Source organism: Paracoccus marcusii, from assembly GCF_028621715.1.
Lineage (GTDB): Bacteria > Pseudomonadota > Alphaproteobacteria > Rhodobacterales > Rhodobacteraceae > Paracoccus > Paracoccus marcusii.
On record NZ_CP117466.1, the window covers coordinates 49468 to 61985 of the forward strand.

Genomic DNA, 12518 nt, shown 5'->3' on the forward strand with positions numbered 1-12518 from the left:
GCATGGCACGTTTCTTCATTCACCGGCCCGTCTTTGCATGGGTGATCGCCCTGATCACCATGCTGGTCGGCGCGCTTGGCCTGAACAGCCTGGCCATCGAACAGTATCCCCAGATCGCACCCACGACGGTGCAGGTCCGGGCCACCTATAACGGCGCCTCGGCCGAGATCGTCGAATCCTCGGTCACCACGGTGATCGAGGACGCGATGACCGGCATCGACGGCCTGACCTACATGACGTCGAATTCGACGCCGGGGTCGGCATCGGTCGCGCTGACCTTCGACGACACCGTCGACCCCGAGATCGCCCAGGTCCAGGTGCAGAACAAGCTGCAGCTGGTCACGTCGCAGCTGCCCGACGTGGTGCAGCAGCAGGGCGTGCAGGTCGAACGCTCGACCAGCTCGATCCTGCTGGTGGCGGCGCTGACGGCGGAAGAGGGCACCTATACCACCGTCCAGCTGGGCGACCTGATCTCGCAGTTCATCGAGGATCCGGTCAAGCGCACGCCGGGCGTCGGGTCGATCAACACCTTCGGCTCGGGCTATGCGATGCGGGTCTGGATGGACCCGATGAAGATGGTCCAGTACAGCGTCACGCCCGCCGACGTCACCGCGGCCGTGGCCGCGCAGAACACCAACGTCACCGTGGGCGACCTGGGCGCGCAGCCCGCCGCCGAGGGCCAGCGGCTGACCGTGTCGGTCACCGCGCAGTCGCAGCTGTCGACGGTCGAGGAGTTCGAGAGCATCCTGCTGCGCGTCGATCCCGACGGATCGACGGTCTTTCTGGGCGACGTCGCCCGGATCGAGATCGGTCAGGAAAGCTATGGCGGCAGCTCGCGCTATAACGGTAACCCGGCCGCGGCCGTCGCCGTGAACCTGGCGACCGGCGCGAACGCCGTGTCGACCGCCGCCGCCGTGCGCGACACCATCGACGGCCTTGCCGACGCCCTGCCCGCGGGGGTCGAGATCACCTATCCCTATGACACCTCTCCGTTTGTGGAAAAGTCGATCAGCCAGGTCTACAAGACTCTGGCCGAGGCCGTGCTGCTGGTGTTCCTGGTGATCCTGGTCTTCCTGCAAAGCTGGCGGGCGACGATCATCCCGGTGGTGGCGATCCCCGTCGTGCTGCTGGGCACCTTCGCCGTGCTGGCGGTGGCGGGCTTCTCGATCAACACGTTGACGATGTTCGCGCTGGTGCTGGCCATCGGCCTTCTGGTCGACGACGCCATCGTGGTCGTGGAGAACGTCGAGCGGGTGATGGAGGAAGAGGGCCTGGGCCCCGTCGAGGCCACCGAAAAGAGCATGGACGAGATCACCTCGGCGCTGGTCGGCATCGTGCTGGTCCTGTCGGCGGTATTCCTGCCGATGGCGTTCCAGACCGGCGCCACCGGGGTCATCTATCGCCAGTTCTCGATCACCATCATCACCGCGATGATCCTGTCGCTGGGCGTGGCCGTGATCCTGACCCCCGCCATGTGCGCAAGCCTGCTCAAGGCGCGCAAGCATGGCCAGGGCGGCATCGCCCCCGCCCGCTGGTTCAACCGCAACCTGGACCGGACCACGACCGGCTATGTCGGCATCGTCACGCGGCTGGTGAAGCGCCCGCTGCGGATGCTGATCGTCCTGGTCGCGATCGGATTCGGCGTGATGACGCTGTTCGACCGCCTGCCCGGGTCGTTCCTGCCCGACGAGGATCAGGGCGTCGCCCTGGCCATCATCCAGGGCCCGGACGGATCGACCACCCAGCAGACGCAGGCCCTGGTCGAGAAGGTTGAACAGTACCTGCTGACCCAGGAAACCGACACGGTGGAATCGGTCTTTGCCGCGCTTGGCTTCAGCTTCGGCGGGACCGGGCAAAGCAACGCGCTGGTCTTCATCAAGCTGCGCGACTATGCCGAACGCGACGGGTTCGACATCGCGTCGCTGGTGAACCGGGCGAACGGCTATTTCTTCACCACCAACCGCCAGGGCCAGATCTTTGCCCTGCAGCCGCCCGCGATCCAGGGCCTGGGCACGTCCTCCGGCTTTACCATGTACCTGGTGGACCAGACGGGTCAGGGCCAGGACGCGCTGGCCGCCGCCGCCAACCAGCTTGTCGCGGATGCGCAGGCGGGTGGCCAGGTCACCAACCTGCGCGGCAACGAGACCGCGAACACCCAGACCGCCCTCCGCCTGGACATCGATCAGCAGAAGGCCGCGGCCTTTGGGCTGAACATCGGTGACGTGAACGCGATGCTGTCGGTGATCTTTGCAGGGCGCGACGTGAACGACTTTGCGCTTGGCAACGACCTGCGGCCCGTGGTGGTCCAGGGCGAGGCCGCAAGCCGCAGTCAGCCCGAGGACATCGAACGCTGGTATGCCCGCAACAGCCAGGGGGAAATGGTGTCCTTTGGCGCCTTCGCCGATCAAAGCTGGCAGCAGGAACCGCAATCGCTGGCGCGTTTCGGCGGCACACGGGCGCTGGAGCTCAGCGGGGCGGCCGTTCCCGGCCTGTCCTCGGGCGAGGCGATGGACGTGATGGAACAGATGGTGGCGGACATGGACGGCGGCTATGGCACCGCATGGACTGGGCTGTCGTTCCAGGAACGGCTGTCGGGCAACCAGGCGCCGCTTCTGTTCGCGCTGTCGGCGCTGGTCGTGTTCCTGTCGCTGGCCGCGCTGTACGAAAGCTGGTCGGTGCCGCTGGCGGTCATGCTGACCGTCCCGGTGGGCATCCTGGGCGCCCTGGCGGCCGCGCTGTTCTTCGGACAGTCGAACGACGTGTACTTCAAGGTGGGTCTGCTGACGACCATCGGGCTTGCCGCCCGAAACGCCATCCTGATCGTCGAATTCGCCGAGGCGCAGGTCAAGGAGGGCAAGACCGTGGTCGAGGCCGCCCTGATCGCATCGCGCCAGCGTCTGCGTCCGATCCTGATGACCACGTTCGCGTTCATGCTGGGCGTGCTGCCGCTGGCCATCGCGTCGGGCGCCGGTGCGGGGGCGCAGAACTCGATCGGCATCGGCGTTCTGGGCGGCATGGCTTCCTCTGCCGTCATCGGGATCTTCCTGGTGCCGGTCTTCTATGTGGCCGTGCTCAAGATCCGGTCGCTGCTGTCGCGCAAGAAGGAAAAGACCTCGTGACGTTTCCCCGTATGACCCGCGCGACGCTGTCGCTGACGGCGCTGTTGATGATCTCCGCCTGCGCGGCGGTGGGGCCAGACCCCACCGCCCTGCCCGACACCCGCGTCCAGGGCGCCTTCGCCGAAGGCGGCGGCGGCCCCGTGGGCCAGGTCGGCACCACGGCCTTCTGGTCGGGCTATCAGGACCGCACCCTGTCGCGGCTGATCGCGGGCGGGCTGGACACCAGCCTGGACATCATCACCGCCAACGAACGCATCCGTGCCGCAGCGGCCGACCTTCAGGCGACCCAGCCCCTGGCGGCCCAGATCAGCGGAGAGCCCGCATCGGCCAGCCGCGTGCGGTCGGGCGGCGACGGTCAGGCGACCGGCTATACCAGCAGTGCCAACCTGTCGGCGGGCTTCGTGTTCGACCTGTTCGGGGGCGCGCGCCGTGCCCGCGAAGGGGCCGCTGCGGGCGTCGCATCGGCCGAGGCGCAGGCGCAGGTCACCCGGCTGGCATGGCTGGCCGAGGTCATCAGCGCCTATTCCGACGCGCGCTACAACCAGCAGGCGCTGGCTCTGACCCGCGACACGATCGAGGCGCGCCAGGCCACCCTGCGCGTCACCCGCGACAGCCAGGCCCTGGGTCTTGCCACCGATTTCGACATCGCCCAGACCGAGGCTCTGCTGCAGACCGCGCAGGCCGACCTTCCCGCCTTCGAGGCGCAATTCAACGCGCAGGTCTATCGCCTGTCGACGCTGCTGAACCAGCAGGCCGGGCCGCTGATGTCGCAGATGCAGGGCGGATCGGGCGCGCTGCGCATCCCGCCCGGCCCCGGCACCGGGGTACCGGCCGAACTGCTGCGTAACCGTCCAGACGTGCGCGCGGCCCAGCAGGATCTGGTGCAGGCGCTGGCGGCGGTGGGGGTCGCGACGGCGGACATGCTGCCCTCGCTGTCACTGACGGGGACGGTCAGCGACACGGGCGGTGCGACGGGCTGGGGCTTTGGCCCGCGCATCAGCCTGCCGGTGGCCAACCAGGGCATCCTGGGCGCAACCCGCACCCGCCGCGTGTCCGAGGCGCGCCAAGCCGATCTGGCATGGCGCAGCCAAGTCGCGGCCTCGGTCGAGGATGTGCAGACCAGCCAGTCGAACCTGCGCCGCCTGCGCCAGCGCGTCGATGCGCTGGACCGCGCGGCGGCGAGCTATGACCGGGCCTATGCCTTGGCGCGCACGAACTTCGAGGCGGGCGCCCTGCCGCTGGTCGATCTGCTGGACGCCGACCGCCAGCGTGCGGCGGCACGCCTGCAGGCCGCATCGGCCCGCAACGACGCCGCCAAGGAATGGGCCGCACTGCAGATCGCGACCGGTGCGGGGGCCGCCGTGGCGCGGATCGCCGACTAATCCTGGGGCGGCAGCAGGTCGCTGCCGCCGCTTTCGTCCTTCAGCGCGATGCCCGTCGCGCCGATCCGACGCCCCTGCATCACCAGCCAGGCCAGCCGTTCGGCGGCGGCCTGATGGGACAGCCCCCCGTTCGGATGAATGTTTGACACGCAGTTGCGCGCGTTGTCGCGCAGCCCGATCCGGGGCGCATGGGTCAGATAGGCGCCAAGGCTGTCGGCCACCGACAGTCCGGGCCGTTCGCCGATCAGCATCAGCACCATGCCCGCCCCCGTGGCCGCCCCGATCGCATCGCCCAAGGCCACCCGCGCGCCCTGCGCCAGAATCACCGGACGCCCCGCCAGTTCCGGCAGGCAGGCGAGCAGCGCCCGCACCACGCCCGCGGCCTGCGCCATGACCGCGGGCGCGGACAGCCCGTCCCCGATCACCACCTGCAGCGGCGCGTCCAGCCGGGCCAGGTCATGGGGCGCCAGCTGCCGCCCCAGGTCTGGGCGGCGCAGATAGGTGGCGCGGTCGGTCGCCATGCTGTCCACCCGCAGCACCGGCAGCGGGTCAAGGTCCCGCGTCAGCGCGTCCCAATCCACCTGCCCGTGGATCGCATCGCGCGCCGCCGCGTGGTCCTGCTGAAACCGCAGCAGGTCCGGCAGGGCGGTCGGCCCGGCCCCCGCCTGCAGCCGCACCCGCGCCGGAGTCAGGGCGGACAGGCGGCGCAGGTCCGGCGCGCTCATGCGGACAGCCCCAGGCGGCGGGCCATCGCGCCGGTATCGGGCAATGCCCCACCCGCAAGGCCGAACGCATCCAGCCAGGCCGCGAATTCGGGTGCCGGGGTCAGGCCGGTGGTTTCGCGCAGATAGGCGATGTCCTCGAATGCCAGGCTTTGATAGCCCAGCATCACGTCGTCGGCGCCCGGCACGGCGATCACGAAATTGACCCCCGCCTGCGCCAGCAGCGTCGACAGCGTGTCCATGTCGTCCTGGTCGGCCTCGACATGGTTGGTATAGCAGACATCGACCCCCATCGGCAGGCCCAGCAGCTTGCCGCAGAAATGATCCTCCAGCCCCGCACGGATGATCTGCTTGCCGTCGAACAGGTATTCCGGCCCGATGAAGCCCACGACAGTATTGACCAGCAGCGGCGCATAGGCGCGGGCGACGCCCTGGGCGCGGGCCTCCATCGTCTGCTGATCGACACCGTGATGGGCGTCGGCCGACAGGGCGGACCCCTGCCCCGTCTCGAAATACATCACGTTCTGGCCGACCGTGCCCCGCCCCGCCGCCAGTCCCGCCTGATGGGCCTCCTCCAGCATCGACAGGGTGATGCCGAAACCTTCGTTGGCAGCCTGGCTGCCCGCGACCGACTGGAAGATCAGGTCCACGGGCGCGCCCCGCTCCAGCAGGGTCAGGGCGTTGGTCACATGGGTCAGCACGCAGGTCTGCGTGGGGATGTCCAGCGCCTGGCGCATCTCGTCCAGGGCGGTCAGCAGGGCGTGGCAGTTGGCCAGGTTGTCCGACGCCGGGTTGATCCCGATCACTGCGTCGCCCGCCCCCTGCAGCAGCCCGTCCAGCACCGCGACCGCGATGCCGCGCGGGTCATCCGCCGGATGATTGGGCTGCAGCCGCGAGGCCAGCACCCCCGCCCCGCCAATGGTGTTCCGGAATGCCGTGACGACCCGCACCTTGCGCGCCACGCGGATCAGGTCTTGGTTGCGCATCAGCTTGCTGACCGCGGCCACCATCTCCGGCGTCAGGCCGGGGGCGACGGCGGCCAGGGCCGCACCGTCCGTGGCGGGTGACAGCAGCCAGTCGCGCAGATCGCCCACGGTCATCGACGCGACCGGCGCAAAGGCCGCGCGGTCGTGGCCATCGATGATCAGGCGTGTGACCTCGTCATCCTCATAGGCAACCAGCGCATCGGAGAGGAACGTGGACAGTGGCAGGTCCATCAGCACGCGCCGCGCCGCCACGCGTTCCAGCGCGCTGCCCGCCGCGATCCCGGCCAGCTGATCGCCCGACCGTTCCGGCGAGGCCGCGGCCATCACCGCAGCCAGGCTGTCAAAGCGAAATCTGTGGTCGCGCGCTGTGGCGGCATACGTGGCCATGACCATCCCCGGTTGTCGGGGGACAGAATGACCCGATCGGCATCGGGGTCAAGGCATCGATGAAAGGGGGGGGGGGTTGGTGCGGCCGAGAAGACTCGAACTTCCACTCCGGTTAAGGAACAGCGACCTCAACGCTGCGCGTCTACCAATTCCGCCACGGCCGCATCCGGGCAGTGCGCGCCTGATAGCCGAGGCAGATTGCAAAGAAAAGCGGTTTCTGCGGATGCCGACGGATGTTGACGGGGACGGACGAAGAGGCCACATCGCAACCATGGTTGAATGGATCATCAGCAGCGGCCTGACCGCGCATGCCGACGCCGTGGCCCTGATGGAGGATCGCGTGGCGCAGATCCATGCAGGCCAGGCCCCCGAGGCCGTCTGGCTGGTCGAACACCCGCCCCTGTACACGGCCGGGACCAGCGCCCGCCCCCAGGACCTGCTGGACGCGCGCTTTCCGGTGCACCAGACCGGGCGGGGCGGTCAGTACACCTATCACGGGCCGGGCCAGCGCGTGGCCTATGTCATGCTGGACCTGAACCGGCGCGGCCGCGACGTGCGCGCCTTTGTCGGACAGCTGGAGGGGTGGGTGATCGACGCGCTTGCCAGCTTCGGCGTGTCAGGCCAGATCCGCGAGGGGCGCGTGGGCGTCTGGGTGCCGCGTCCCGACAAGCCCCCCCTGCCCGATGGCCAGATGCGCGAGGACAAGATCGCCGCCATCGGCGTCAAGCTGCGCCGATGGGTCAGCTTTCACGGCATCGCCGTCAACGTGGACCCCGACCTGTCGCATTACGGCGGAATCGTGCCCTGCGGGATCAGCGGGCACGGCGTGACCTCGCTGGTCGATCTGGGGCTGCCGGTGGGGATGGCCGATCTGGACGTGGCGCTGCGCCAGGGTTTTGCGCGCACATTCGGCTAGGCCGGCGATCAATTCTTTCAATGCGACCTTTCGATGGCTGGATTTCCGGGGCGCGTTGGTCCTACGGTGCTCTTCGGGAGACCACGGCCCCTCCAGGGCCCAGCGAGGAACTACGCATGAAATCAGCCATTGTCGGCGCCCTGTTGGGCGCGACCCTAGCCATCCCCGCCGTCGCGCAGGAAGCGGGCGACGCCGCCGCGGGCGAGGGCGAATTCCGCAAATGCCGCGCCTGCCACATGATCCAGGACGACAGCGGGACCGACATCGTCAAGGGCGGGGCCACCGGTCCCAACCTGTGGAACATCGTCGGCGCGCCCATCGCCCACATGGAAGGCTTCAACTATGGCGACGGCCTGCTGGCCGCCAAGGAAGCCAACCCGGACATGGTCTGGACCGAGGAGGAGCTGGTCGCCTACGTGACCGATCCGACGGCCTGGGTGAAGGAAAAGTCGGGCGACGATTCGGCCCGCAGCAAGATGACCTTCAAGCTGAACCGCAACCAGGCGGACGTCGCGGCCTATCTGGCCTCGGTTTCGCCGGACGCGCCCGCCGAATGATCCTCTGACGCGGCACCGTGCCGCCTTGGCGCCCCGGCCGGGTTTTTCGGACCCGGCCGGGGCGTTTGCCTCCGGGGCCACTGTGACGCATTGCCCGGTGCCCGCAGGTGGTCTAAAGAATGCGTGATAATGACGGTCGACAGGCCGGATCGACGACATCTTGAGGGAGTTCGGGTATGGCAGACGCAGCCGCACACGGCCACGACGACCATCATGACACACGCGGGTTCTTCACCCGCTGGTTCATGTCCACCAATCACAAAGACATTGGTATTCTTTACCTTTTCACCGCCGGCCTGGCCGGCCTGATCTCGGTCAGCTTCACCGTCTACATGCGGATGGAACTGCACGAGCCGGGTGTGCAGTACATGTGCATGGAAGGCGCGCGATTCTTTGCGAATGCCGCGGCCGAATGCACCCCCAACGGTCACCTGTGGAACGTCATGATCACGTATCATGGCGTGCTGATGATGTTCTTCGTCGTCATTCCGGCGCTGTTCGGCGGTTTCGGCAACTACTTCATGCCGCTGCAGATCGGTGCACCGGACATGAGCTTCCCGCGGATGAACAACCTCAGCTACTGGCTCTATGTCGCGGGCCTGCTGCTGGGCATCGCCTCGCTGCTGGCACCGGGCGGCAACCAGCAGCCCGGTTCGGGCATCGGCTGGGTGCTGTACCCGCCGCTGTCGACGACCGAGGGCGGCTATTCGACCGACCTCGCGATCTTCGCGGTTCACGTCTCGGGCGCCTCGTCGATCGTCGGTGCCATCAACATCATCACCACCTTCCTGAACATGCGCGCCCCCGGCATGACGCTGTTCAAGGTGCCGCTGTTCGCCTGGTCGGTGTTCATCACCGCCTGGCTGATCCTGCTGGCCCTGCCCGTCCTGGCCGGCGCCATCACCATGCTGCTGATGGACCGCAACTTCGGCACGAACTTCTTCAACCCGGCCGGCGGCGGTGACCCGGTGCTGTACCAGCACATCCTGTGGTTCTTCGGCCACCCGGAAGTGTACATCATCATCCTGCCCGGCTTCGGCATCATCAGCCACGTCATCGCGACCTTCTCGCGCAAGCCGATCTTCGGCTACCTGCCGATGGTACTGGCGATGGCCGCGATCGGGATCCTGGGCTTCGTCGTCTGGGCGCACCACATGTACACCGTCGGCATGTCGCTGACCCAGCAGAGCTACTTCATGCTGGCCACGATGACGATCGCCGTGCCTACGGGCATCAAGGTCTTCTCGTGGATCGCGACGATGTGGGGCGGCTCGGTCGAGTTCAAGACGCCGATGCTCTGGGCCTTCGGCTTCCTGTTCCTGTTCACCGTCGGCGGCGTGACCGGCGTGGTGCTGAGCCAAGCGCCGCTGGACCGCGTGTATCACGACACCTACTATGTCGTGGCGCACTTCCACTATGTGATGTCGCTCGGCGCGGTCTTCGCGATCTTTGCGGGCATCTACTACTGGATCGGCAAGATGTCGGGTCGCCAGTACCCGGAATGGGCCGGCAAGCTGCACTTCTGGGCGATGTTCATCGGTGCGAACCTGACCTTCTTCCCCCAGCACTTCCTGGGCCGTCAGGGCATGCCCCGCCGCTATATCGACTATCCGGTGGAATACGCCTTCTGGAACGCGATCAGCTCGTGGGGCGCCTATCTGTCCTTCGCGTCGTTCATCTTCTTCATCGGCGTGATGTTCTACACCCTGTTCGCCGGCAAGCGCGTCACCCAGAACAACTACTGGAACGAGTACGCCGACACGCTGGAATGGACCCTGCCCTCGCCCCCGCCCGAGCACACGTTCGAGCAGCTGCCCAAGCGCGAGGACTGGGACCGCAGCCCGGCCCACTGAGGCACATCCCTCGATGCCCTATCGTTGGACAGAAACGGCCCCGGACACGTCCGGGGCCTTTTTGCAAACCGTGACCCTGTGGCCGCACCGATCGCTGCCCAAACGGGGCTTCGTGTGGTTCATCGGAACGACGGCCACGCTGCTGCTGCTACCGATTCTGGCGGTTCTGGGGACGCAGGTGCTGTGGGGGCTGCTGCCCTTCATGATGCTGACGGTGGGGGGCGTGTGGATCGCCCTGCACCAGACCTATCGCACCGGACAGACGCGCGAGGAGCTGGTCATGGACCGCAGCCGCCTGCAGATCCGGCGCAACGATCCGGGACGTCCAGAGCGCCTGTGGCAGACCAACAGCTATTGGGTGCGCCCGGGCCTGCGCAATGGCCCGGTCGAGGCCTATCTGACCCTGTCCGACGGCCAGCGCGAGATCGAGCTGGGCGCGTTCCTGACCCCCGATGAACGCCGCGACCTGTGCGACGAGCTGATGCGGCGGCTGGCGCGGCTGCGCTAGTCGTCGTCGGCGCGGTCCGGCAGGTCGTCGTGGTCGGTCTTGGCAAAGTCTTCCAACTCTGCCTCGGTCATGCTGTGATACATGTCCTTGGACGCGCCCTGTAGGTCGCCGACCTTCGTCTCGCCGCGCTTGGCGGACAGGGCGGCGCCTGCGGCGCGTTGCTGGGCTTTGGATCGTGCGGGCATGGGGTCACCTCCTGCCCGCACAACGCGTGACGCGACGCGCGGGTTTCAGGCCAGCAGGCGCGCCTTGACGGCCGGACCCACCGCACCGAAATCCATCTGGCCGGCATGGCGCTCCTTCAGCGCGGCCATCACGCGACCCATGTCGCGGATGCCCTCGGCACCCAGATCGACGATGGCCGCGTCGATCGCGGCGGTCGTCTCGACGCTGTTCATCTGGCGCGGCAGGAACTCCTGGATCACGCCGATCTCGTCTTCCTCCTTGGCGGCCAGCTCCAGACGGCCGCCCTCCTCATAGGCCTTGGCCGATTCCTGGCGCTGCTTGACCATGCGCGACAGGATCATGACCAGGTCGCCCTCGGTCAGGGTGCCGTCGGTGTCCCCGCTGCGCGCGGCGATCTCGCGGTCCTTGACGGCGGCGGCGATCAGGCGCAGCGTCGACAGCCGGGCGCTGTCGCGGGCCTTCATCGCCTCTTTGGTGGCGGCTTGCAGCTTGGCGCGCAGATCCATCTTCGTCTCCAACCCAAGGCGCGGGATGCGCCCGAAAGAACCGCATCTAGCCCCCCGGCGCCTGCGTTTCAAGCGCGGCTCCCCGGCCGCTGCGGGTTGACCTTGGGGCGTCCGCCCCCTATTCACCGGCTGATTTCATTCCAGAGGTGCCGACATGGCTGCTAAACCGACCGCCTGCCTGGCGCTTGCCGACGGGACCGTCTTCTATGGCATGGGCTTTGGCGCCCCCGGCGAGGTCGTCGCCGAGCTGGTCTTCAACACCGCGATGACCGGCTATCAGGAGATCATGACCGATCCGTCCTATGCCAGCCAGGTCGTGACCTTCACCTTTCCCCATATCGGCAATACCGGCGTCACGCCGGAGGATGACGAGGCGCCCGATCCTGTCGCCAGCGGTATCGTCGTGCGGTGGGACCCGACCGAGCCGTCGAACTGGCGCAGCACGTCCGAACTGACCGACTGGATGGCCCGCCGTGGCCGCATCGGCATCGGCGGCGTGGACACCCGTCGCCTGACCCGCGCGATCCGTCAGCAGGGTGCACCCCACGTCGTCCTGGCGCATGATCCCGACGGCAATTTCGACATCGAGGCGATGATCGCCCGCGCCCGCGACTGGCAGGGCCTGGTCGGCCTGGATCTGGCCCGCGGCGTCAGCTGCGCCCAAAGCTATCGGTGGGATCAGGGGTCGTGGGAATGGGGCACAGGCTTCGGCACCGCACCCGGCGACAAGCCGTTCAAGGTCGTGGCGCTGGATTACGGTGCGAAACGCAACATCCTGCGCTCTCTGGTGGCCCATGGCGCCGATGTCACCGTCCTGCCCGCCACCGCCACCGCCGAGGAGGTGATGGCGCACGAGCCCGAGGGCGTCTTCCTGTCGAACGGCCCCGGCGATCCGGCGGCCACGGGGGAATATGCCGTCCCGATGATCAAGGACCTGCTGGGCCGCGACATGCCGATCTTCGGCATCTGCCTGGGTCACCAGATGCTGGCGCTGGCGCTCGGGGCCAAGACGGTCAAGATGGGCCATGGCCATCACGGCGCAAACCACCCCGTGCGCGACGTCGAGACCGGCAAGGTCGAGATCACCTCGATGAACCACGGTTTCGCCGTCGATTCGCAAAGCCTGCCGGTCGGCGTGATCGAGACCCATGTCAGCCTGTTCGACGGCAGCAACTGCGGCATCCGCATGCAGGACAAGCCGGTCTTTTCCGTTCAGCACCACCCGGAGGCCTCGCCCGGTCCCCAGGACAGCCTGTACCTGTTCAAGCGGTTCACCGATTCGATGCGCGCGCGCCGCGCGTGATGACGAATTCGTCCCGTGCGACCGGATTTTGCCGGTCGCGCGGGATCGCTTAATCTTCTGTTAACGCATCATGTGCCAAGACGGGTCGATCCT

General features: G+C 67.6%; 11 protein-coding genes and 1 tRNA gene. 7 read left to right on the forward strand and 5 right to left on the reverse strand.

What is annotated here, in order from left to right:
• The first annotated feature begins 2 nt into the window (after window positions 1-2).
• Complete coding sequence (locus PRL19_RS00225) at window positions 3-3119, forward strand: efflux RND transporter permease subunit (protein WP_127898913.1); 3117 nt, start codon at window positions 3-5, stop codon at window positions 3117-3119.
• Complete coding sequence (locus PRL19_RS00230; protein WP_273743531.1) at window positions 3116-4501, forward strand: efflux transporter outer membrane subunit; 1386 nt, start codon at window positions 3116-3118, stop codon at window positions 4499-4501. The genes PRL19_RS00225 and PRL19_RS00230 overlap by 4 nt, the downstream gene beginning before the upstream one ends.
• Here the strand turns inward: PRL19_RS00230 and eutC are convergent.
• The 3 genes from eutC to PRL19_RS00245 all read right to left on the reverse strand — a co-directional run bounded on the left by eutC (window position 4498) and on the right by PRL19_RS00245 (window position 6760).
• On the reverse strand, window positions 4498-5226 hold the full coding sequence (gene eutC / locus PRL19_RS00235; RefSeq protein WP_273743532.1) for an ethanolamine ammonia-lyase subunit EutC: 729 nt from the start codon (window positions 5224-5226) through the stop codon (window positions 4498-4500). The two genes, PRL19_RS00230 and eutC, sit on opposite strands and share 4 nt — an antisense overlap.
• Window positions 5223-6596 (reverse strand): ethanolamine ammonia-lyase subunit EutB, encoded by a 1374-nt coding sequence (locus PRL19_RS00240; RefSeq protein WP_273743533.1) that lies wholly within the window; start codon window positions 6594-6596, stop codon window positions 5223-5225. Before PRL19_RS00240 ends, eutC begins: the two co-directional genes overlap by 4 nt.
• A gap of 77 nt (window positions 6597-6673) precedes the next feature.
• Window positions 6674-6760, reverse strand: a tRNA-Leu gene (locus PRL19_RS00245).
• Window positions 6761-6867: 107 nt separating this feature from the next.
• On the opposite strand from PRL19_RS00245, the gene lipB reads away from it, so the two are divergent.
• From lipB to PRL19_RS00265, 4 genes are all read left to right on the forward strand, one after another.
• A complete protein-coding gene (lipB, locus tag PRL19_RS00250; protein ID WP_046000972.1) occupies window positions 6868-7512 on the forward strand; it encodes a lipoyl(octanoyl) transferase LipB in 645 nt (214 codons plus the stop codon).
• 116 nt (window positions 7513-7628) lie between these two features.
• The gene (locus PRL19_RS00255; protein WP_045981595.1) at window positions 7629-8069 is read left to right on the forward strand and encodes a c-type cytochrome; all 441 of its coding nucleotides are present in this window, start codon (window positions 7629-7631) and stop codon (window positions 8067-8069) included.
• Window positions 8070-8245: 176 nt separating this feature from the next.
• Complete coding sequence (locus tag PRL19_RS00260) at window positions 8246-9922, forward strand: cytochrome c oxidase subunit I (protein ID WP_045981596.1); 1677 nt, start codon at window positions 8246-8248, stop codon at window positions 9920-9922.
• A gap of 112 nt (window positions 9923-10034) precedes the next feature.
• Window positions 10035-10430, forward strand: coding sequence for a DUF2244 domain-containing protein (locus PRL19_RS00265; protein WP_337960263.1), 396 nt, complete (start codon window positions 10035-10037; stop codon window positions 10428-10430).
• Here the strand turns inward: PRL19_RS00265 and PRL19_RS00270 are convergent.
• Both PRL19_RS00270 and PRL19_RS00275 read right to left on the reverse strand, forming a co-directional pair.
• Window positions 10427-10615: a DUF3008 family protein gene (locus tag PRL19_RS00270; protein WP_127898917.1), complete on the reverse strand. Its 189-nt coding sequence runs from the start codon at window positions 10613-10615 to the stop codon at window positions 10427-10429. The genes PRL19_RS00265 and PRL19_RS00270 overlap by 4 nt on opposite strands.
• 45 nt (window positions 10616-10660) lie before the next feature.
• A complete protein-coding gene (locus PRL19_RS00275; protein WP_273743535.1) occupies window positions 10661-11122 on the reverse strand; it encodes a GatB/YqeY domain-containing protein in 462 nt (153 codons plus the stop codon).
• Between the two features lie 154 nt (window positions 11123-11276).
• Between PRL19_RS00275 and carA the strand changes: the two genes are divergently transcribed.
• A complete protein-coding gene (gene carA / locus PRL19_RS00280; protein WP_273743536.1) occupies window positions 11277-12425 on the forward strand; it encodes a glutamine-hydrolyzing carbamoyl-phosphate synthase small subunit in 1149 nt (382 codons plus the stop codon).
• Window positions 12426-12518 lie beyond the last annotated feature (93 nt).

Excerpts from the sequence above, each read along its gene's own strand:
- carA (WP_273743536.1), top strand. The coding sequence starts at position 11,277 with ATGGCTGCTAAACCGACCGCCTGCCTGGCGCTTGCCGACGGGACCGTC.
- PRL19_RS00260 (WP_045981596.1), top strand. The coding sequence starts at position 8,246 with ATGGCAGACGCAGCCGCACACGGCCACGACGACCATCATGACACACGC.
- lipB (WP_046000972.1), top strand. The coding sequence starts at position 6,868 with ATGGTTGAATGGATCATCAGCAGCGGCCTGACCGCGCATGCCGACGCC.
- PRL19_RS00240 (WP_273743533.1), bottom strand. The coding sequence starts at position 6,596 with ATGGCCACGTATGCCGCCACAGCGCGCGACCACAGATTTCGCTTTGAC.
- PRL19_RS00270 (WP_127898917.1), bottom strand. The coding sequence starts at position 10,615 with ATGCCCGCACGATCCAAAGCCCAGCAACGCGCCGCAGGCGCCGCCCTG.
- PRL19_RS00275 (WP_273743535.1), bottom strand. The coding sequence starts at position 11,122 with ATGGATCTGCGCGCCAAGCTGCAAGCCGCCACCAAAGAGGCGATGAAG.
- PRL19_RS00225 (WP_127898913.1), top strand. The coding sequence starts at position 3 with ATGGCACGTTTCTTCATTCACCGGCCCGTCTTTGCATGGGTGATCGCC.
- PRL19_RS00255 (WP_045981595.1), top strand. The coding sequence starts at position 7,629 with ATGAAATCAGCCATTGTCGGCGCCCTGTTGGGCGCGACCCTAGCCATC.
- eutC (WP_273743532.1), bottom strand. The coding sequence starts at position 5,226 with ATGAGCGCGCCGGACCTGCGCCGCCTGTCCGCCCTGACTCCGGCGCGG.